At 72.3% G+C, this 19,094-nt stretch carries 19 protein-coding genes; 8 read left to right on the top strand and 11 right to left on the bottom strand.

Annotation, left to right across the window (positions count from 1 at the left end):
- Positions 1-91 precede the first annotated feature (91 nt).
- Positions 92-643, top strand: a complete 552-nt coding sequence (locus ABZ267_RS05395; protein WP_356749783.1) for a bacterial proteasome activator family protein — start codon at positions 92-94, stop codon at positions 641-643.
- A 58-nt stretch (positions 644-701) separates the two neighbouring features.
- Here ABZ267_RS05395 and ABZ267_RS05390 read toward each other — a convergent pair whose 3' ends face one another.
- The 7 genes from ABZ267_RS05390 to pdhA all read right to left on the bottom strand — a co-directional run bounded on the left by ABZ267_RS05390 (position 702) and on the right by pdhA (position 9,101).
- Positions 702-1,688 (bottom strand): NAD(P)H-quinone oxidoreductase, encoded by a 987-nt coding sequence (locus ABZ267_RS05390; RefSeq protein ID WP_356749781.1) that lies wholly within the window; start codon positions 1,686-1,688, stop codon positions 702-704.
- Positions 1,689-1,782: 94 nt separating this feature from the next.
- Positions 1,783-2,934 (bottom strand): potassium channel family protein, encoded by a 1,152-nt coding sequence (locus tag ABZ267_RS05385; RefSeq protein WP_356749779.1) that lies wholly within the window; start codon positions 2,932-2,934, stop codon positions 1,783-1,785.
- Positions 2,892-4,475, bottom strand: coding sequence for a molybdopterin-binding protein (locus tag ABZ267_RS05380; RefSeq protein WP_356749777.1), 1,584 nt, complete (start codon positions 4,473-4,475; stop codon positions 2,892-2,894). The genes ABZ267_RS05385 and ABZ267_RS05380 overlap by 43 nt, the downstream gene beginning before the upstream one ends.
- Entirely contained in the window at positions 4,472-5,377 is a 906-nt protein-coding gene (locus ABZ267_RS05375; protein WP_356749776.1) for an NTP transferase domain-containing protein, read from the bottom strand. The genes ABZ267_RS05380 and ABZ267_RS05375 overlap by 4 nt, the downstream gene beginning before the upstream one ends.
- 90 nt (positions 5,378-5,467) lie before the next feature.
- Complete coding sequence (locus tag ABZ267_RS05370) at positions 5,468-6,916, bottom strand: dihydrolipoamide acetyltransferase family protein (protein ID WP_356749774.1); 1,449 nt, start codon at positions 6,914-6,916, stop codon at positions 5,468-5,470.
- Positions 6,916-7,947: an alpha-ketoacid dehydrogenase subunit beta gene (locus ABZ267_RS05365; protein ID WP_356749772.1), complete on the bottom strand. Its 1,032-nt coding sequence runs from the start codon at positions 7,945-7,947 to the stop codon at positions 6,916-6,918. Before ABZ267_RS05365 ends, ABZ267_RS05370 begins: the two co-directional genes overlap by 1 nt.
- Positions 7,944-9,101 (bottom strand): pyruvate dehydrogenase (acetyl-transferring) E1 component subunit alpha, encoded by a 1,158-nt coding sequence (pdhA, locus tag ABZ267_RS05360; RefSeq protein WP_356749770.1) that lies wholly within the window; start codon positions 9,099-9,101, stop codon positions 7,944-7,946. The genes ABZ267_RS05365 and pdhA overlap by 4 nt, the downstream gene beginning before the upstream one ends.
- Before the next feature lie 270 nt (positions 9,102-9,371).
- Between pdhA and ABZ267_RS05355 the strand changes: the two genes are divergently transcribed.
- Positions 9,372-9,950 (top strand): Lrp/AsnC family transcriptional regulator, encoded by a 579-nt coding sequence (locus ABZ267_RS05355; RefSeq protein ID WP_356749768.1) that lies wholly within the window; start codon positions 9,372-9,374, stop codon positions 9,948-9,950.
- A 12-nt stretch (positions 9,951-9,962) separates the two neighbouring features.
- Here ABZ267_RS05355 and ABZ267_RS05350 read toward each other — a convergent pair whose 3' ends face one another.
- A complete protein-coding gene (locus tag ABZ267_RS05350) occupies positions 9,963-10,568 on the bottom strand; it encodes a TetR/AcrR family transcriptional regulator (RefSeq protein WP_356749766.1) in 606 nt (201 codons plus the stop codon).
- A gap of 156 nt (positions 10,569-10,724) precedes the next feature.
- Here ABZ267_RS05350 and paaN point away from each other — a divergent pair, with 156 nt between their 5' ends.
- Entirely contained in the window at positions 10,725-12,425 is a 1,701-nt protein-coding gene (gene paaN / locus ABZ267_RS05345) for a phenylacetic acid degradation protein PaaN (RefSeq protein ID WP_356749764.1), read from the top strand.
- Between the two features lie 3 nt (positions 12,426-12,428).
- Here the strand turns inward: paaN and ABZ267_RS05340 are convergent, their stop codons facing one another.
- From ABZ267_RS05340 to ABZ267_RS05330, 3 genes are read right to left on the bottom strand one after another with little or no spacing between them, the layout of a single operon-like run.
- The gene (locus tag ABZ267_RS05340; RefSeq protein ID WP_356749762.1) at positions 12,429-13,109 is read right to left on the bottom strand and encodes a TrmH family RNA methyltransferase; all 681 of its coding nucleotides are present in this window, start codon (positions 13,107-13,109) and stop codon (positions 12,429-12,431) included.
- Entirely contained in the window at positions 13,106-14,437 is a 1,332-nt protein-coding gene (locus tag ABZ267_RS05335) for an HTTM domain-containing protein (protein WP_356749760.1), read from the bottom strand. The genes ABZ267_RS05340 and ABZ267_RS05335 overlap by 4 nt, the downstream gene beginning before the upstream one ends.
- Positions 14,434-15,273 carry a DUF5819 family protein gene (locus ABZ267_RS05330; RefSeq protein ID WP_356750061.1) on the bottom strand — a complete coding sequence of 280 codons (840 nt, stop codon included), beginning with the start codon at positions 15,271-15,273 and terminating at the stop codon, positions 14,434-14,436. The genes ABZ267_RS05335 and ABZ267_RS05330 overlap by 4 nt, the downstream gene beginning before the upstream one ends.
- Before the next feature lie 115 nt (positions 15,274-15,388).
- Between ABZ267_RS05330 and paaA the strand changes: the two genes are divergently transcribed.
- Genes paaA through ABZ267_RS05305 form a run of 5 tightly spaced genes read left to right on the top strand, consistent with a single transcriptional unit; the run spans position 15,389 to position 19,063 of the window.
- Positions 15,389-16,450 (top strand): 1,2-phenylacetyl-CoA epoxidase subunit PaaA, encoded by a 1,062-nt coding sequence (gene paaA, locus ABZ267_RS05325; protein ID WP_356749758.1) that lies wholly within the window; start codon positions 15,389-15,391, stop codon positions 16,448-16,450.
- Complete coding sequence (gene paaB / locus ABZ267_RS05320; protein ID WP_018513917.1) at positions 16,447-16,737, top strand: 1,2-phenylacetyl-CoA epoxidase subunit PaaB; 291 nt, start codon at positions 16,447-16,449, stop codon at positions 16,735-16,737. Before paaA ends, paaB begins: the two co-directional genes overlap by 4 nt.
- Positions 16,734-17,513 (top strand): 1,2-phenylacetyl-CoA epoxidase subunit PaaC, encoded by a 780-nt coding sequence (gene paaC / locus ABZ267_RS05315; protein WP_356749756.1) that lies wholly within the window; start codon positions 16,734-16,736, stop codon positions 17,511-17,513. Before paaB ends, paaC begins: the two co-directional genes overlap by 4 nt.
- Positions 17,507-18,004 carry a 1,2-phenylacetyl-CoA epoxidase subunit PaaD gene (gene paaD, locus ABZ267_RS05310; RefSeq protein WP_356749754.1) on the top strand — a complete coding sequence of 166 codons (498 nt, stop codon included), beginning with the start codon at positions 17,507-17,509 and terminating at the stop codon, positions 18,002-18,004. Before paaC ends, paaD begins: the two co-directional genes overlap by 7 nt.
- Complete coding sequence (locus ABZ267_RS05305) at positions 18,005-19,063, top strand: 2Fe-2S iron-sulfur cluster-binding protein (protein WP_356749752.1); 1,059 nt, start codon at positions 18,005-18,007, stop codon at positions 19,061-19,063.
- Positions 19,064-19,094 lie beyond the last annotated feature (31 nt).

The raw sequence follows: 19,094 nt of genomic DNA, 5'->3' as shown, positions 1-19,094 counted from the left end.
AAGACCCTCCCGGTGCCCCTGGAGACGGTGGATCATCCGTTTCCGGGGGCACCAATGTGGGTGTACGGCATGTGTGCGAGACAATGGCGGCATGGAAATGCCGAGGAATGACCGGTCGCAGGAGCACCCGCAGGTCCTTGTCGTGGGCCAGGACGGAATGGCTGTCGGCGGCGGTGCCAATGACGACGAGTCGCGCGAGGTCCCGGTGACGGAAATGGTCGAACAGCCCGCGAAAGTCATGCGCATCGGCAGCATGATCAAACAGCTTCTGGAGGAGGTCCGGGCGGCTCCTCTCGACGAGGCGAGCCGGGTCCGGCTCAAGGAGATCCACGCCAGCTCCGTGAAGGAGCTGGAGGACGGTCTCGCGCCGGAGCTGGTGGAGGAGCTGGAGCGGCTCTCGCTGCCGTTCACCGAGGAGTCGGTGCCCTCCGAGGCCGAGCTGCGGATCGCGCAGGCCCAGCTGGTGGGCTGGCTGGAGGGCCTCTTCCACGGCATCCAGACGGCGCTGTTCGCCCAGCAGATGGCGGCCCGCGCGCAGCTGGAGCAGATGCGCCGCGCGCTGCCGCCCGGGATGGCCCACGAGGACGAGGAAGGCGGCGGCGCGGACCCGCACGGTCCGATCCGCTCGGGACCGTACCTGTAGAGCGCGTGAAACCCGCGGGGCCCGGCACACACCGTGTGTGCCGGGCCCCGCGGTCTTTCTACGCGCCCGGTGCGGCCAGCAGCACCTTGCCGATGTGGGCGCTGGATTCGAGCACCCGGTGCGCCTCGGCGGCGTCCTCCATCGGCACCGTACGATCCACCACGGGCCGGACCACGCCGTCCGCGATCAGCGGCCAGACATGCTCGCGTACGGCGGCGATGACGGCGGCCTTCTCGGCGAGCGGGCGGCCCCGCAGCGAGGTCGCGGTGACGGCGGCCCGCTTGCTCAGCAGCGCGCCGAGGTTCAGCTCGCCCTTCGCGCCGCCCTGGAGGCCGATGATCGCCAGGCGGCCGTTGACGGCGAGCGCCTTCACGTTCCGCTCCAGGTACTTGGCGCCGACGATGTCCAGGATGACATCGGCCCCGGCACCGTCGGTCGCCTTCGTCAGCTCCTCGACGAAGTCCTGCTCGCGGTAGTCGATGAGGATGTCGGCGCCGAGCGCGGCGCACTCGGCGAGCTTCTGCGGGCTGCCCGCCGTGACCGCGACCCGGGCGCCGACCGCCTTCGCCAGCTGGATCGCCATCGTGCCGATCCCGCTGGAGCCGCCGTGGACGAGCAGGGTCTCGCCGGGGCGCAGGTGGGCAATCATGAACACGTTCGACCAGACCGTACTGGTGACCTCGGGCAGCGCGGCCGCCGTCGTCAGGTCCACACCGTCCGGTACGGGGAGGAGCTGGCCCGCCGGTACGGCGACCTTCTCCGCGTAGCCGCCGCCCGACAGCAGCGCGCACACCTCGTCGCCGACCGCCCAGCCGGTCACTCCGGGGCCGAGCGCCGCGATACGGCCGGAGCACTCCAGGCCCGGGTACGGGGAGGCACCGGTCGGCGGGTTGTAGAAGCCCTGCCGCTGGAGCACATCGGCACGGTTGACGGCACCGGCGACGACCTCGACGAGGACCTCGCCGTCGCCGGGTACGGGATCGGGCACCTCGGCCCAGACGAGCGCTTCGGGGCCACCGGGTTCGGGGATCGTGATCGCATGCATGGCCGCGAGGCTACTCCCGCCGCTGTCCGTACGCCGGTTCCACCAGGGCTCGTACGCCGGTTCCGGCGGGACTCGTGCGCCGGTTCCGCCGGGTTCAGGGGCGGTGCGGCGGCAGATGAGGCAAGGAGGGGCCGGACGGGCCGGAACCGGACGGCGGGCTGGCGCGCACGATGGTGATGACCCGGTCCGTCAGCTGCAACGGGCTGGCCGCCGGATCGTCGTAACCGAGCAGCCGGTGACCGCGCAGCACACTGACGACCAGGTCGTCGGTCTCCCGGACGCTCTTGCCCACCTCGGCCTTTATCACCGGACGTTCGATGAGATCGAGGCCGCTGCCCTGCTGGATCAGGTCCTCCATCACCGTGCCCGCGCTCGGGCTCAGGACGGAGAGGCCGAGCAGCCGTCCGGCCGCGCCGCTGCTGGTGATCACCGCGTCGGCACCGGACTGCCGCAGCAGCGGTGCGTTCTCCTCCTCGCGGACCGCCGCCACGATCTTGGCGCCGCGGTTCAGCTGACGTGCGGTCAGCGCCACCAGCACGGCGGTGTCGTCGCGCTGGGTGGCGATGATGATCTGACGCGCCTTCTGCAGCTCGGCCCGCAGCAGGACATCGCTGCGGGTGGCGTCGCCGAGCACGCCGGTGAAGCCTTCGGCGTTGGCGGCCTCGATCACCTTGGAGGCCGGATCGACGATGACGATCTGCTCCTTCGGCAGGCCGGTGGCGCAGAGGGTCTGGATCGCCGAACGGCCCTTGGTACCGAAGCCGACGACGACGGTGTGGTCACGCAAGTTGGCTCTCCAACGCTTCAGCCGGAAGTCCTCACGGGTCCGTTCCGTGAGGACCTCCAGTGTGGTGCCGACCAGGATGATCAGGAACATCACGCGCAGCGGTGTCACGAGCACCACGTTGATCAGCCGGGCTCCGGCGCTGTACGGAGTGATGTCGCCGTACCCGGTGGTGGAGAGCGTGACCGTCGCGTAGTAGACCGCGTCCAGCAGATCGACCTTGCCGTCCGCGTTGTCGTTGTAGCCCGCACGGTCGAGCCAGACGATCAGCACCGTCGCGGCCAGCACCAGCAGCGCCATCAGCAGCCGCTTGCCGACCTGCCGTGCCGGACCGTGGGTGACCCGGCGCGGGAGCATCACCCGTGTCGATACGACGTGTTCGTCGGCCCGCCGGGCCATCGCGTCCTGGCCGGGAAGTTTCACGTGAAACACCCTTCCGTCCACGGCGTCGCCGGGGCCCATGGGAGATCCAGAATCTCCACCTCGGTGCCGGACCGTACCCCGCCGGCGGGCACCACGGCCAACCCGTCCGCCGCCGCGATCCCGCGCAGCATGGCCGGACCGTTGTACCGCAGCGGCGCCACATGGTCCCGGCCGCCCGTACGGCCCGCGCGGTGGACCACGGGGACGAGGCGGGTGTCGTGCGGATGACCAGGCACGTCGGCGTGGACCAGCGCCCGGTACACGTCCTGAGCCGGGCGGCCCGCGAGCCCGGCGAGCAGCGGTTCGGCAAGGGTCAGCAGCCCGGATACGGCCGCGAGCGGATTGCCGGGCAGCCCGACCAGGTACGGCCCGTCCGGCGCGAGGAGCGCCAGCAGCATCGGGTGTCCGGGACGCACGGCGACGCCGTCCACGAGCAACTCGGCTCCGATGGCGGCCAGGACCGGATGCACATGGTCGACCGGGCCCGAGGCGGTGCCACCGGTGGTGATGATCACATCGGCGTCGGAGGAGGTGAGGGCCGTACGCAGCGCCTCGGCGTCGTCGCCGAGGCGGCGGAGCGGGGAGACCTCGGCGCCGAGAGCCCGCAGCCAGGGGGCGAGCATGGGGCCGAGGGCGTCGCGGATGAGGCCGTCGCGCGGGAGGCCTGCGGCGAGGAGCTCGTCACCGAGGACGAGGACGTCGACGCGGGGACGCGGGACGGCGGGCAGCGCGTCGTACCCGGCGGCCGCGGCGAGCCCGAGCACCGCCGGCGTGACCACCGTGCCGGCCGGCACCAACTGGTCGCCCGCGCGGCACTCCTGGCCCCGCGGCCGGATGTCCTGGCCGGTGACGACGGGCCGCCGGGCGGAGAGCAGCCGCCGGGCCTCGTCGACGTGGGCGTGCTCGCTGCGGATGACCGCGGTGGTGTCGGCGGGCGTACGGGCGCCGGTGGCGATGCGTACGGCGGTGCCGTCGGGAAGGGGCGCGGTGGCGGGGCCGTCACCTGCTCGCAGCCCGGTGCCCTCCTCGTACGCCCAGGGTCCGGGCCCGGCGACGGCCCAGCCGTCCATGGCCGAGGTGTCGAAGGACGGCAGGTCGGTGAGTGCGGCGAGCGGCTCGGCGAGCACGTGGCCCAGGGCCCGGTCGAGCGGCAGCCGCACCACGGCAAACGGCCCACCACGCCCGGCCCGCGCGGCGATGGCCCGGGCACGGTTCCAGGGGAGAGCGGGAGAGGCGGGGCGCGAGGGGGCCGCGTGCGGGACGGCGGGCTCACCGGGGGTGGGGTCACGCGGCACCTGATCATCCGCCTGGTTCTCAGCTCGGTTGCGCGGCTGTCGGCTCTCCTGGGTGCGTGGCTGGCTGGTCGCCCGGTTGGACGCCTGGTCGTCAGCTCGATTGCGCCGCTGCTCGTTCGCCCGGTCACGCGGACGCTCGTCCGCCTGGTCACGCATCCGGTTCCGGCCGCCGACCAGCGCCAGGGCCTGCTCGACGGCCAGCTCCTCGGCGTCGGCTTCGGCCGTGGTGCGCTGTACGGCGCCGTCGGCCGTGCCGGACCGTCCGGGCAGGTCGCCGCCGGTCATGGCGTTCCGGCCTGGTCGCCGCTCGCCTCCGGCGGAGTCGCCTTCTCCGCTCCGCCGGCCTCCGCCTCCCAGCGCAGGGCGAGCGCTGTGGCCTTGCGGGCGGCCTCGGCAACCGCCGCCGCGGCTTCCTCCGGGCTCGCGCCGGCGCTCGCCCGGGCCGCCGCGTACCCGACCAGGAAGGTCGTGAGCGGAGCGGCGGGCCGCGCGACCCCGTGCGCGGCGTCGCGGGCGAGGTCGAGCAGGACGTCGGTGTCGACGTCGAGTTCGATGCCCAGTTCGTTCTTGACCGAGGTGATCCATTCGTCCAGCACGGCCCCATGCTCCCTGATCCGTGCGCGGGCGGTGGCGATGTCGTCCCAAGTGTCGCAGTCGAACGCGGCGTCGGGCCCGGCGTCGACCCGGGCCAGATCCAGCTCGCCGGTCAGCAACCGGAGCGGCAGCCCGGCGAGCGAGCCGTGCTCGGTGGCGACGAGAGCCAGCTCCCGGCGGAGCGATTCGGCGCGGTAGACGGCGACGAGCGGCTGGTCGCGGCCGTCGGGATCGGTGCAGAGCGCGCCGTCCCGGCCGTCCTCACCGGCGGCGGCGAGCAGCGCGCCGACCGTGGCGGGGCCGAGGAACGGCAGGTCGGCGGAGAGGACGAGCACCTGCTCCGCCGTCGTCAGCCGCATCCCGGCGCCGAGCGCCGCTAACGGACCGCCGCCCTCCGGGACTTCGCGGGTCCAGGCGACCGGCCGGAAGGTGGGCCTGCGGTCGCCGACCACCACGGTGGCACCCGCACCGGAGCAGGCCGCCAGCACCCGGTCGAGCAGCGCACGGCCACCGACCCGTACGGCCGGTTTGTCGGCGCCGCCGAGCCGCTTGGCGGCCCCGCCGGCCAGGACGATCACGTCGTAGGCGGTCATACGTCGAGTATGGGCGGCGCCTCACACCGACGCCCCCTCCGGGTGGCCGCGAGGCCGGGTCCGGAGGGGGCGTGCACGTGACGGCGTGCTCTACAGGGTGCGCAGCAGCACCGCGGGCTGCTCCACGCAGTCGGCCACGTACCGGAGGAAGCCGCCGGCCGTTCCGCCGTCGCACACCCGGTGGTCGAAGGTGAGCGAGAGCTGGACGACCTGACGTACAGCCAGCTCACCGTTGTGCACCCAGGGCTTGGGCATGATCCGGCCGACGCCGAGCATCGCCGCTTCCGGGTGGTTGATGATCGGAGTGGAGCCGTCGACCCCGAACACCCCGTAGTTGTTCAGCGTGAACGTGCCGCCGGTCAGCTGGGCCGGGCTGAGCTTCCCGGTCCGCGCCAGCTCGGTCAGCCGGGCGATCTCGGCCCCGATCGATTCCGCGTTACGGGTGTGCGCGTCGCGGACGACCGGGACGACGAGGCCCCGCTCCGTCTGCGCCGCGAACCCGAGGTGCACGCCGGGCAGGCGCACGATCTCCCGCGCGGCCGTGTCCACGGTGGAGTTGAGCTCCGGATACCGCGCGAGCGCCGCCGCGCAGATCCGCGCCAGCAGCGCCAGGACCGACACCTTGGGCCCGCCGGACGGACCCGACGCGGCGTTCATCGCGGCGCGGGCGGCCATCAGCTCGGTGGCGTCCGCGTCCACCCAGCAGGTGGCGTCCGGGATCTCGCTGCGGCTGCGCGTCAGCTTGTCCGCGACCGCGCCACGCACTCCGCGCAGCGGAATCCGCTCGGCGGTCGCCGATGCGGCCGCACTCGCGACGGCCGTGCTCGCCACGGCCGTGCTCGCCACGGCGGCCGTGGGCGCCTCCGCCACGACGGGTTCGGCAGCCGGACGCGCCGCCGTCTCCGTGGCCTCGTCCGCCACCCGCCGGATCGCGGAATCCACGTCGGCCCGCAGGATCAGCCCGTCGGGCCCCGATCCCGTCAGCCGCCGCAGATCGATCTCGTGCTGCCGGGCCAGCCGGCGTACGAGCGGAGAGACCACGGCCACGGGCCCCTGCCGACCGTTCACTTCACCGATCGCGGCAGGCACGGCCACCGGCTCGGCCACCGACACGGGAGCGGGCGTAGGAGTGGGAGCCGCAGGAGCACCGACCCGCTCCGGCCGGATACGCCGACGCCGGGCGGCCGGCGCCCCGGTCCCGTACCCCACGAGCACGTTCCCGGACCCGGAGTCACCGGAAGGCTCAACGGCAGCGGGTCCGTCGTCCTCAGGAGAAGCGGAAGAGGCCTCCGTCGCGCCCACCGCGACCGTCAGCAGCGGTGCGCCGACCGGGAGTTCGGAACCCCCCTCGCCGAACCGCGCGGTCACCACACCTCCGTACGGGCACGGCACCTCCACCATCGCCTTGGCCGTCTCGACCTCGACGACGGGCTGGTCGATGGCGACGACATCGCCGACCTCCACCAGCCAGCGCACGATCTCCGCCTCCGTCAGCCCCTCACCGAGGTCCGGCAGCTTGAATTCGAGGACCTGGACCATCAGCTGTCCGCCTCCCACTGCAACCGGGCCACCGCGTCGAGCACCCGGTCAACTCCCGGCAGATGGTGCCGCTCCAGCATGGGCGGCGGATACGGGATGTCGAAGCCGGCCACCCGCAGCACCGGAGCCTCCAGGTGGTGGAAGCACCGCTCGGTGATCCGGGCCGCGATCTCGCCGCCGGGGCCACCGAAGCCGGGCGACTCGTGGACGACGACCGCGCGTCCGGTGCGCCGCACCGAGGCGGCGACCGTCTCGTCGTCGAACGGCACCAGCGAGCGCAGGTCCACGACTTCGAGGTCCCAGCCCTCCGCGACCGCCGCCTCGGCGGCCTCCATGCAGACCGGCAGGGACGGCCCGTACGTGATCAGCGTGGCGCTGCGTCCGGTCCTCCGGACCACGGCCTTGCCGATCGGCTCGACGGCGGCCGGGGCCTCGGGCGACCAGTCGGCCTTGGACCAGTAGAGCCGCTTGGGCTCCAGGAAGACCACCGGGTCATCGGAGGCGATGGAGGCTCGCAGCAGGCCGTACGCGTCGTCCACCGTGGCCGGTGTGACGACGTGGAGGCCCGGCGTGGCCATGTAGTACGCCTCGGAGGAGTCGCTGTGGTGCTCGACGCCGCCGATGCCACCGCCGTACGGAACGCGCACGGTGATCGGGAGCGGCATGGCTCCACCGGTGCGGTTGCGCATCTTGGCGACATGGCTCATGAGCTGCTCGAACGCCGGATAGGCGAACGCGTCGAACTGCATCTCCACCACGGGCCGCAGCCCGTACATCGCCATGCCGACGGCCGCGCCGAGGATGCCCGCCTCTGCGAGCGGCGTGTCGGTGCACCGCTCGTCGCCGAACTCCTTGGCCAGCCCGTCGGTGATCCGGAAGACCCCGCCCAGGGTGCCGACGTCCTCGCCGAGCACGTGCACGGTCGGATCCTCGGCCATCGCATCGCGCAGCGCCCGTCCGAGGGCCTGCGCCATCGTGGCCGGTTTCGCCTTCGCCGTACGTCCACCGGCTTTCGTCGCCGCCGTGGTCATCGGCCTGCCTCCGCGCTGTGCTCGTGGTCCTGCTCGGCGTCCAGCTCGGCACGCAGGGCGGCGGCCTGCTCGCGGAGCTGGCTGGTCTGTTCCGCGTACACGTGGGTGAAGAGGTCCATCGGGGTCAGCTCCGGATCGGCGTTCATCCGGTCGCGGAGAGCGGCGGCCATGCGCTCGGCGGCCTCCTTCGCCTGCGCGATGCCCTCGTCGTCCAGGAGCCCGCGGCCGGTCAGCTCGCGCTCCAGGAGCTGGACCGGGTCGTGCGCCCGCCATGCCTCGACCTCGCTGTCCACCCGGTAGCGCGTGGCGTCGTCGGCGTTGGTGTGGGCCTCCATGCGGTAGGTGACGGCCTCGATCAGCGTCGGCCCTCCGCCCCGCCGGGCCCGGGCCACGGCCTCGCCGAGCACCTGGTGCACGGCGGCCGCGTCGTTGCCGTCGACCAGCCGGCCCGGCATCCCGTATCCCACGGCCTTGTGCGCGAGGGAGGGAGCGGCGGTCTGCTTGGCCAGCGGTACGGAGATGGCGAAGCCGTTGTTCTGCACGAGGAAGACCACCGGGGCCTTCCAGACGGCCGCGAAGTTCAGCGCCTCGTGGAAGTCGCCCTCGCTGGTGCCGCCGTCGCCGACCATGGCGAGCGCCACCACGTCGTCGCCCTTGAGCCGGGCCGCGTGCGCCAGGCCCACCGCGTGCGGCAGTTGGGTGGCGAGCGGGGTGCAGAGCGGGGCGATGCGGTGGACACGCGGGTCGTAGCCGGTGTGCCGGTCGCCGCGCAGCAGCGTCAGCGCCTCGACCGGGTCGAGTCCGCGCGCCACGGCCGCCAGCGTGTCCCGGTAGCTGGGGAAGAGCCAGTCGCGCTCCTCCAGCACCAGGGCCGCGGCGATCTCACACGCCTCCTGGCCGGTGCTGGACGGATAGACCGCCAGCCGGCCCTGCTTGGTCAGCGCGGTGGCCTGCGTGTTGTACCGGCGGCCGCGGACCAGCTCGGCGTGGAGCCGGAGCAGCAGCTCGGGGTCGACGTCGGCGACCGCGTCCGTACCGAGCACCCGGTAGGGCTCCGGGTCCGGGAGCAGCGGGGCGGGGTCGGTGATCGGCTTCCAGGCCGGGGGCGGCGTGGGCCGGTAGGTGGCCGCGCCGGGCAGCTCTTGGACCGTCATGGAAGGCACCTCCAGGCATCGATGGAGATCGGGGTGGCGATCGGGCGATCGGCGATCGTGGGTGTGATCGAGGGTGTCGATATGGGGCGGGATGACAAGAGATGTCGCGAGGGTGTCGCGGGGCGTGCGAGGCACCGGTGTGGTGTGCCTCACCTACCGATTGTTCGGTCGCGAGCGCATTTTGGCTACAGGCACCTTCAGCCTGTGGACAAACGGTTCTCCACAGCTTGGGATGGAGACAGGTCGTCCACAACAGGGAGGCGCGGGCAGATGGCAGCTGAACAAATGGCCGGAACGGGCGAGGACCCCGGCCGCGCCGCGCTCCCGGCGACGACACCACCGCCCGCCTCGCCGGGCCCGGAGCCGGTCGCGCCTCCGCCCGCACGTCCCTTGGACGCCATCGACCGGGACATCCTGCGCATCCTCCAGACCGACGGCCGCGCCTCGATACGTTCGGTGGCCGAGCGGGTCCATGTCTCGCGCGCCAACGCCTACGCCCGGATCAACCGGCTCGTCGAGGACGGCGTGATCCGTGGATTCGGCGCCCGGGTCGACCACGAGCGGGCCGGCCAGGGGGCGTCGGCGTACATCACGCTCAAGATCGTGCAGAACTCGTGGCGCACCGTGCGCGAGCAGCTCCAGGCGCTGCCCGGGGCCACGCACATCGCGCTGGTGAGCGGCGATTTCGACGTCCTGCTGCTGGTGCACACGCCGGACAACCGGGCGCTGCGGGAGCTGGTCCTGACCCGGATCCAGTCGATTCCCGAGGTGCTGTCGACGCGGACGCTGCTGGTCTTCGAGGAGACGGACCTCGGCCCGCACCCGGACCGCCCGGCCGAGCTGGCCTGACAGGGGCCGGAATCAGCCGTTGCGGTCGCCGGTCGCCCGCATCCCTTCGAAGGCGAGCTGGACCACCGTCTCGGCGAGCTGTTCCTCGCCCGGGAAGCCGCCGGGCTGCGGCCGGTACCACTCGACCAGCGAGTTGACCATGCCGAAGAGCAGCCGGGTGGCCAGCCGTATGTCCACATCGGCCCGGAGATCCCCGTCGGCCACGGCGGCCTTCAGCAGCTCCGCCACCCGGTGGTCGAACTCGCGCCGCCGCTCCAGCGCCCACCGCTCGGTCTGGGTGTTGCCGCGCACCCGCAGCAGCAGCGTGACGTACGGAACCTCCGCCATCAGCACTTCCACGGTCCGGCGCGTGACGTACTCGACGCGCTCGATCGCGCGCCCGCGCACCGCTCCCGGCTCGTCCAGGACGGCGAAGAGCCCGTCGAGCGCCCGGCTCACGGCCCGGCGCAGCAGCTCCTCCTTGCCCGCCACATGGTGGTAGATCGAGGACTTGGAGATGCCCGCCGCCTTGGAGAGGTGCTCCATGGAGGTGCCGTCGTAACCGCGCTCGTTGAAGACACGGACGGCGATGGTGAGCAGAGTCTCCGGGGTGTACGTGTCCCGCTTGGCCGTGGTCATGTCCGCGATCCTCCCCCATGGGGGGCCTTCTCCGCGCAGGCGGGGACCTCCGAAGTTGTCCACAGGTTCGCCGGGACCCCTTGTCCCGACCGATCGTTCGGTTACTCTGACTCCGTCCGTACGTCCCTGCCCGGCTCGATGAGGAGTTGGTCCGCCATGGCCGCCGCGCTCACCCCCCAGCAGCTGTCCGAGACCCACCGGCCCACGCTCGACCGGGCCCTCGACACGATCGGTACGCGCGCGTACTGGTCACCGCACCCCGAGCACCCGAAGGCGTACGGCGAGGGCGGCGCGCCGGGCAGTCTCGGGGCCACCGAGGGCAAGGCCGCGTTCGACGCGGTGCTGAACAGCCGGCTCGACCTGGACCAGCCCGGCACCGACGGCTGGACGGGCGGCGAGACCTCGCCGTACGGGCCGGAGCTCGGCGTCGAGTATCCGCACGCCGACCTCGACGTCCTGCTCCCGGCGATGAAGGCCGGCACGGCTGCCTGGCGGGCGGCGGGCCCCGAGACCCGGGCCCTGGTCTGTCTGGAGATCCTGGCGCGGATCAGCGCCCGGACCCATGAGCTGGCCCACGCCGTGATGCACACGAGCGGCCAGGCCTTCATGATGGCGTTCCAGGCGGGCGGCCCGCACGCACAGGACCGTGGCCTGGAAGCCGTCGCGTACGCCTATCAGGAGCAGGTCCGCACGCCGGAGAACGCCGACTGGTCCAAGCCGCAGGGCAAGCGCGATCCGCTGAAGCTGACGAAGACGTTCACCACGACCGGCCGCGGGATCGCGCTGGTCATCGGCTGCAACACCTTCCCGACGTGGAACGGCTACCCGGGCCTGTTCGCCTCGCTCGCCACCGGCAACCCGGTGCTGGTGAAGCCGCACCCCAGGGCCGTGCTGCCGCTCGCGCTGACCGTCCGGATCGCCCGTGAGGTGCTGGCCGAGGCGGGCTTCGACGCCAACCTGGTCGCGCTCGCGGCCGAGCGTCCGGGTGAGGGCATCGCGAAGACCCTCGCCGTCCGTCCCGAGATCCGCATCATCGACTACACCGGCTCCACCGCCTTCGGCGACTGGCTGGAGGCCAACGCCCGCCAGGCGCAGGTCTACACGGAGAAGGCCGGCGTCAACACGATCGTCGTCGACTCCACCGACGACTACCGGGGCATGCTCGCCAACGTGGCGTTCTCGCTCTCGCTCTACAGCGGCCAGATGTGCACCACTCCGCAGAACCTGCTGATCCCGAGGGACGGCATCGCCACGGACGACGGCGCCAAGTCGTACGACGAGGTGACCGCCGACATCGCGGCGGCCGTCGACGGACTCCTCGGCGACGACGCCCGCGCGGCGGCCCTGCTCGGCGCGCTGGTCAACCCGGACGTCAAGGCCCGGGTCGAGGCGGCCGGTGAGCTGGGCGAGGTGGCTCTCGCCTCGCGTACGGTCGCCAACGCCGAATTCCCGGACGCCGTCGTCCGTACGCCGGTCGTCGTCAAGCTCGACGGCACGAAGAGTGACGAGGACGCGGCGTACCTCTCGGAGTGCTTCGGTCCGGTCTCCTTCGCGGTGGCCGTCGAGTCGACGGACGCGGCCCTGGAGCTGCTGCGCCGCACGATCCGCGAGAAGGGCGCGATGACGGTCGGCGCCTACACCACCTCCGCCGAGGTGGAGCAGGCGATCGAGGAGGTCTGCCTGGAGGAGTCGGCCCAGCTCTCGCTGAACCTGACCGGCGGGGTCTACGTCAACCAGACGGCGGCCTTCTCCGACTTCCACGGCTCCGGCGGCAACCCGGCGGCCAACGCGGCCCTGTGCGACGCGGCCTTCGTCGCCAACCGCTTCCGCGTGGTGGAGGTCCGCCGCCAGGCCTAGGCGCTACCGACGAGGGTCGGGGACATCGGCGTAGCGCTGCACCCAGGCGTGCATCGCGATGGCCGCCGCGGCCCCCGCGTTGATGGACCGGGTCGAGCCGAACTGCGCGATCGAGCACACCAGCGAGGCGTGCTTCCGCGCCTCCTCGGTCAGGCCGGGACCCTCCTGTCCGAACAGCAGCACACACCGGCGCGGCAGCTCGGTCCGCTCCAGCGGTACAGCGCCGGGGAGGTTGTCGATCCCGATGATCGGCAGGTCCTCGGCCGCCGCCCAGGCGGTCAGGTCCGCCGTGTCCGGGTGGTGGCGCACATGCTGGTAGCGGTCGGTGACCATGGCGCCGCGCCGGTTCCAGCGCCGCCGGCCGACGATGTGGATCTCCTTGGCCAGGAAGGCGTTGGCGGTCCGGACGACCGAGCCGATGTTGAAGTCGTGGCTCCAGTTCTCCACGGCCACATGGAAGTCGTGGCGCCGCAGGTCGAGGTCGGCGACGATCGCCTCCCGCGTCCAGTAGCGGTAGGCGTCACCGACGTTGCGCCGGTCGCCGTGGGCCAGCAGCTCGGGGTCGTACCGCTCGTCCTCGGGCCACGGCAGCGGGTGCGGGCCGACGCCGACCTCCTGGCCGTAGCCGTCGTCGTACTGGAGGGGCTCTGGGGTGCCGCCGGTGCTGCCGGTCTCGCTGCTCACCCGACGAGCGTATGGCCCCCGCCACCACCGTGCGGCGGGGCCTCCCCCGTACCGCCGCGTTCCTCCGGCGCCGAGCGCGTGGCGGGCACCTCCTGCGGGCCGCCGTCCTCAAGCGAGCGCGACCGCCGCGGCAGCCATCCGAGCAGCCGCTGCCGGCCCAGCGCGGCCCGGCCGCCCAGCCAGACGAGGAAGACCGTCGGCAGGAACACCGCGTCCGCCGCGATCATCGCCATCGAGAAGAACGGCAGCCCGAGCAGCACGGCGATCCCGGCGTGCTCGCCGATCATGATGACCAGCAGGACGTTCTTGAGCCGCCGGTTGAACAGGGTGAACGGGAACGCGACCTGGACGATGACCGTCGCGTACGTCAGCACCATGACCATCAGCCCGCTGGAGGCGAGCACGTCAGAGAGGGCGGGCCACGGCGAGAAGTAGTCGAGCTTGAGCGGGTAGTAGAGCGCGGTGCCGTCCTGCCAGCGGGAGCCCTGGATCTTGTACCAGCCGGCCGTCGCGTAGATCAGGCAGACCTCGATCATGATCACGACGAGCGTGGCGTTGTGGGCGAGGTTGGCCAGTACGTCGAGCAGGGCGCGCGGCTGTCCGTGCGGCGCGAAGCGGTTCGCGGCCCACCAGGCGGCGGCGGAGAGCCAGAGGATCCACAGCAGGACCGGCAGCCACCAGGTCCCGCCGAGGCCGTCCACCAGCGTGGCCCCCAGCAGGACCGGGCCGAGGACCGCCCAGAGCACCGGGCCCACGACGTCCCGCCGGGGCGGCAGGCCGAGCGCGTCGCGCTCCGTCTCGCGGGCCGCGCGGCGGGCGTCCAGCGACCAGACCTGGGCGCAGCGCGTGAGCACCAGGTAGATCGCCATCAGGTGGATGACGTTGTCGCCGCCGTCGCCCATGAAGACGCTGCGGTTCTGGACGGAGAGCACGCCGACCATGAAGAGGACCGACATCGTCCGGGTGCGCCAGCCCAGCAGCAGACCGGCGGCGGAGAGGACGGTGAGCGCGTACACCACCTCGAACCAGAGCGCGCTGTCCGACCAGAGGAGGACGGAGAAGGCGTCGTTGCCCGCCGTGAGCTGCCGCGCCAGGTCCCAGTGCCACGGGCTGCCGGGGCCGTACAGCTCATGGCGGTGCGGCAGCTCGCGCACCAGGAAGAACAGGTAGGTGGCGGCGACGCCGATCCGGATGACGGCGCTCTGGTACGGGCCGAGGGCCGATGCGGTGATGCGCTGGAGGGCGCGGGCCAGGGCGGTGCCGGCGGCGGTGATCCGGTCGGGTGCGGGCCGGCCGGCCGGCGGTGCGGTGGGCGGCGTGGTGGTCACTTGGTCCCCTCCTCGGCGCGCGCCGCGTCGCGCGGTGCGGGCAGATCGTCGGGGGTCACGGGCCACCAGGGGAGTTCGCGGTAGCTCGGGCGGGTGTTGGCCTTCTCGGTGGACCACGGAGGCGGGGAGATCGTGCTGCTGGCCGACCGCATCTGGATCCGCTCGACCGTGCCGCCGAGGTCGCGCTCGCTGAGCCGCAGCATCGCGATGCGCCGGATGTAGCGCTCGGAGAGGTCGCCGCGCAGCCCGTTGGGCTTGTTCCGGTCGTCGTGCGAGTTCAGGTAGAAGTCCCAGCCCCGGCGGAGCTCGTTCTGGTGCACATGGCTGGGGAAGAGGCTGCCGCGTATCGCGTCGCCGTCCTCCTGCGTGAGGCTGATCCAGCCGGTGGTGCGGCGCCCTTCCGCCCCGGACACCTCGGCCCGGACGTGGACCGCGATGTTCTGCTGGAGCGGGTTGGGAGCGAAGAGCTTCCAGTTCTGTTCGAACTCCGGGTAGATCCAGTCGTCGACCGTCTTGCCGTGCTGCTTGGTCAGTGTGTTGGACGGGGCGACGTGCAGGAAGACCATCGCCACCTGTGCGCAGGCCAGGAGCCCGATGAGGGAGAGGGAGAGGGCGGCGACGAGCTGGTAGCCGAAGGAGAGACCGGCTATGCCTACGCCGGTTCCGGGCGGGTTCGGCGCGGAGAGCGGAGCTTCCGCTTCGGAGGCCGGGGCGTCCGGTCCGGGTGCCGGAGCGTCCGGTTCGGGACAGGTCCGGCTCACGGCCTGCGGCCGGACGTCCTCGTGCACGCTGCCGGAATCTCCACTGCCGGAGTTCCCGTCGTGGTCCGCATCCATCCCGCCCCGCTCACCATCGATCACCACTCGGTTATCCACAGGGTTGACACCCTACGGGCCTCCGACCGACCATTGAAGTCAATGAACCGAACGATCGGTCGGTAGGGAGCCCGGGATGGCGGCAGTGACTGCGGACCAGAAGACGCAGAGCACCTCAGGCACGGCGAAAGCGGCAGGAAGGGCGCCCGGCGCGGCCGAGGACCCGGCGGACGCGGCACGTCTCGCGGTCTTCGACGCGGCGGTGGCCGCCGACGAGCGCATCGAGCCGCGCGACTGGATGCCCGAGGCCTATCGCGCCACGCTGGTCCGCCAGATGGCCCAGCACGCCCACTCGGAAATCATCGGCATGCAGCCCGAGGCCAACTGGATCACCCGCGCGCCCTCACTGCGCCGCAAGGCGATCCTGATGGCCAAGGTCCAGGACGAGGCCGGACACGGCCTGTATCTCTACAGCGCCGCCGAGACGCTGGGCACCAGCCGCGAGGAGCTGCTCGACAAGCTGCACGCCGGCCGCCAGCGCTATTCGTCGATCTTCAACTACCCGACCCTGACCTGGGCCGACGTCGGGGCGATCGGCTGGCTGGTGGACGGCGCGGCCATCACCAACCAGGTGCCGCTCTGCCGCTGCTCCTACGGCCCGTACGCCCGCGCGATGGTCCGCATCTGCAAGGAGGAGTCCTTCCACCAGCGCCAGGGGTACGAGCTGCTCCTCGCCCTCAGCCGCGGCACCGAGGCCCAGCACGCGATGGCCCAGGACGCGGTGGACCGCTGGTGGTGGCCGTCCCTGATGATGTTCGGCCCGCCGGACGACGCCTCGTCCCACTCCGAGCAGTCGATGGCCTGGAAGATCAAGCGGCACTCCAACGACGAGCTGCGGCAGCGCTTCGTGGACATCTGCGTGCCGCAGGCGCAGACGCTGGGCCTGGCCCTGCCGGACCCCGACATCCGGTGGAACGAGGAGCGCGGACAGCACGACTTCGGCGCGATCGACTGGACGGAGTTCCAGGAGGTCCTCAAGGGCAACGGCCCGTGCAACGAGCAGCGGATCACCCAGCGGCGCAGGGCCCACGAAGAGGGCGCCTGGGTCCGGGACGCGGCCGCGGCGTACGCCGCCAAGCACACCACCCCGTCCACCCGGACAGCACAGCCCGCACAGCATGTGGAGGAGACGGCATGAGCAGCTCGACCGACTGGCCGCTGTGGGAGGTGTTCGTGCGCTCGCGGCGCGGGCTCTCCCACACCCACGCGGGCAGCCTCCACGCGCCCGACGCCGAGATGGCCCTGCGCAACGCGCGCGATCTCTACACCCGCCGCTCCGAAGGCGTCTCGATCTGGGTCGTCCCGTCCACGGAGATCACCGCCTCCTCGCCCGACGAGAAGGACTCCTTCTTCGAGCCGGCCGGCGACAAGCCCTACCGCCACCCGACCTTCTACGAGATCCCGGACGGGGTGAAGCACCTGTGAGCGCCGCCCTCGCCCTCGGCGACGACGCGCTGGTGCTCTCGCACCGGCTGGGGGAGTGGGCGGGCCACGCTCCCGTCCTGGAGGAGGACGTGGCCCTCGCCAACATCGCCCTGGACCTGCTGGGCCAGGCGCGGGTGCTGCTCTCGCTCGTCGGTGACGAGGACGAGCTGGCCTACCTCCGCGAGGAGCGGGCCTTCCGCAACCTCCAGCTGGTCGAGCAGCCCAACGGGGACTTCGCCCACACCATCGCCCGCCAGCTCTACTTCTCGGTCTACCAGCACCTGCTGTACGAGCGGCTGGCGGCCGGGGACGGCGAGTTCGCGGGCCTGGCGGCGAAGGCCGTCAAGGAGGTCGCCTACCACCGGGACCACGCCGAGCAGTGGGTCCTGAGGCTCGGCGACGGCACCGCCGAGAGCCATGAGCGGATGCGGGCCGGCCTGGAGGCGCTCTGGCGCTTCACCGGCGAGATGTTCCAGCCGGTGGAGGGCCTGGACGCCACTGGCACCACGGGCGCTACGGACACCACCGGCACCACGGACACCACCGGCACGACTGGCACCACCGGCTCCGGCGTCGACTGGCAGGATTTGGAGCGCAGTTGGCTGGCTTCCGTCACCGGCACCGTGGAGCGGGCCACGCTGACGCTGCCGAGCGGGCCGCGCACCGGAGCCTGGGCGGCGGGCGCGGGACGGCAGGGCCTGCACACCGAGCCGTTCGGCCGGATGCTCGCCGAGATGCAGCACCTGCACCGCAGCCACCCGGGGGCGTCATGGTGACCGACACCCCGCTGGAGGCGGAGCTGCGCTCCCTCGCCGGTTCCGTCCCGGACCCCGAGCTGCCGGTGCTGACCCTGGCCGAGCTCGGCGTCCTGCGCGGCGTGGACGTGGAGGGCCCGGGCCGGGTGACGGTGCGGCTCACTCCGACGTACACCGGCTGTCCGGCGATCGAGGCCATGTCCGCCGACATCGAGCGGGTGCTCCACGAGAACGGTGTGCCCGAGGTCTCCGTGGTCACGGTGCTCGCACCGGCCTGGTCGACCGACGACATCAGCGCCGAGGGCCGCCGCAAGCTCGCCGAGTTCGGCATAGCGCCGCCGCGCGTCCACAGCGCCGACGGCGGCCCGGTGCCGTTGACGCTCTCGGTGCGCTGCCCGCACTGCGGCTCCACGGAGACGGAGCTGCTCAGCCGGTTCTCCTCCACGGCGTGCAAGGCCCTGCGCCGCTGCGTCGCCTGCCGCGAACCGTTCGACCACTTCAAGGAGTTGTAGATGTTCCATCCGCTCCGGGTCAGCGCGATCGAACGGATCACGGACGATGCGGTGGCCGTGACCTTCGCCGTGCCGGCCGAGCTGCGTGAGATCTTCCGCCACCAGCCGGGCCAGCATCTGAACGTGCGCTTCACCGTGGAGGGCAAGGAGATCCGCCGTTCGTACTCGATCTGCGCACCGGCCACCGAGCAGCCGGCCGAGCCGGTGGTCCGGGTCGGTATTCGCGGGGTCGAGGGCGGAGCGTTCTCCACCTACGCCTTGAAGGAGCTGGCCGTCGGAGACCAGGTGGAGGCCATGCCTCCGATGGGCCGCTTCGTGCTGGAGCCGCGTCCGGGCCTCTTCGCGGCGGTGGTCGGCGGCAGCGGGATCACGCCGGTGCTGTCGATGGCGGCCACACTGCTGGCGCGGGAGGAGAAGGCGCGGTTCTGTCTGATCCGCAGCGACCGCACGGCGGCCTCGACGATGTTCCTGGACGAGGTGGCTGACCTCAAGGACCGTTATCCGGACCGCTTCCAGCTGATCACCGCCCTCTCCCGTGAGGAGCAGTCGGCCGGTCTTCCCTCCGGCCGCCTGGACACCGAGCGGCTCACCGCGCTGCTGCCTGCGGTGCTGCCGGTGGCGGAGGTGGACGGCTGGTTCCTGTGCGGGCCGCTCGGTCTCGTACGCGGGGCGGAGAAGGCGCTGCGCGGGCTGGACGTCGACCGGACCCGGATCCACCAGGAGATCTTCCACGTCGACGACGGCCCGTCCGATGTCACGGTGGTCAAGGTCACCGCACCCTCCGACGCCACGCTGACGGCCACCCTGCACGGCCGCTCGGGCAGCTGGCCCGTGAAGGACGCGGAGTCGCTGCTGGAGACGGTGTTGCGGAGCCGCGCGGACGCTCCGTACGCCTGCAAGGGCGGGGTGTGCGGGACCTGCCGGGCGTTCCTCGTCTCGGGCGAGGTCCGGATGGAGCGGAACTTCGCGCTGGAGCCGGAGGAGACGGACGCCGGGTTCGTGCTGGCCTGCCAGTCGCATCCGCTCACCCCGGAGGTGGAGCTGGACTTCGACCGCTGACGGCGCTCCTGTTCCGCTGCCGACAGGCCGT

The sequence above is a fragment of the Streptomyces sp. NPDC006174 genome (assembly GCF_040614075.1).
Taxonomy (GTDB): domain Bacteria; phylum Actinomycetota; class Actinomycetes; order Streptomycetales; family Streptomycetaceae; genus Streptomyces.
Note: the sequence above shows the minus strand (reverse complement) of the source record. Positions and strands in the feature narration are given on the sequence as shown.

Excerpts from the sequence above, each read along its gene's own strand:
- ABZ267_RS05395 (WP_356749783.1), top strand. The coding sequence starts at position 92 with ATGGAAATGCCGAGGAATGACCGGTCGCAGGAGCACCCGCAGGTCCTT.
- ABZ267_RS05390 (WP_356749781.1), bottom strand. The coding sequence starts at position 1,688 with ATGCATGCGATCACGATCCCCGAACCCGGTGGCCCCGAAGCGCTCGTC.
- ABZ267_RS05385 (WP_356749779.1), bottom strand. The coding sequence starts at position 2,934 with ATGGGCCCCGGCGACGCCGTGGACGGAAGGGTGTTTCACGTGAAACTT.
- ABZ267_RS05380 (WP_356749777.1), bottom strand. The coding sequence starts at position 4,475 with ATGACCGGCGGCGACCTGCCCGGACGGTCCGGCACGGCCGACGGCGCC.
- ABZ267_RS05375 (WP_356749776.1), bottom strand. The coding sequence starts at position 5,377 with ATGACCGCCTACGACGTGATCGTCCTGGCCGGCGGGGCCGCCAAGCGG.
- ABZ267_RS05370 (WP_356749774.1), bottom strand. The coding sequence starts at position 6,916 with ATGGTCCAGGTCCTCGAATTCAAGCTGCCGGACCTCGGTGAGGGGCTG.
- ABZ267_RS05365 (WP_356749772.1), bottom strand. The coding sequence starts at position 7,947 with ATGACCACGGCGGCGACGAAAGCCGGTGGACGTACGGCGAAGGCGAAA.
- pdhA (WP_356749770.1), bottom strand. The coding sequence starts at position 9,101 with ATGACGGTCCAAGAGCTGCCCGGCGCGGCCACCTACCGGCCCACGCCG.
- ABZ267_RS05355 (WP_356749768.1), top strand. The coding sequence starts at position 9,372 with ATGGCAGCTGAACAAATGGCCGGAACGGGCGAGGACCCCGGCCGCGCC.
- ABZ267_RS05350 (WP_356749766.1), bottom strand. The coding sequence starts at position 10,568 with ATGACCACGGCCAAGCGGGACACGTACACCCCGGAGACTCTGCTCACC.
- paaN (WP_356749764.1), top strand. The coding sequence starts at position 10,725 with ATGGCCGCCGCGCTCACCCCCCAGCAGCTGTCCGAGACCCACCGGCCC.
- ABZ267_RS05330 (WP_356750061.1), bottom strand. The coding sequence starts at position 15,273 with ATGGATGCGGACCACGACGGGAACTCCGGCAGTGGAGATTCCGGCAGC.
- paaA (WP_356749758.1), top strand. The coding sequence starts at position 15,389 with ATGGCGGCAGTGACTGCGGACCAGAAGACGCAGAGCACCTCAGGCACG.
- paaB (WP_018513917.1), top strand. The coding sequence starts at position 16,447 with ATGAGCAGCTCGACCGACTGGCCGCTGTGGGAGGTGTTCGTGCGCTCG.
- paaD (WP_356749754.1), top strand. The coding sequence starts at position 17,507 with ATGGTGACCGACACCCCGCTGGAGGCGGAGCTGCGCTCCCTCGCCGGT.
- ABZ267_RS05305 (WP_356749752.1), top strand. The coding sequence starts at position 18,005 with ATGTTCCATCCGCTCCGGGTCAGCGCGATCGAACGGATCACGGACGAT.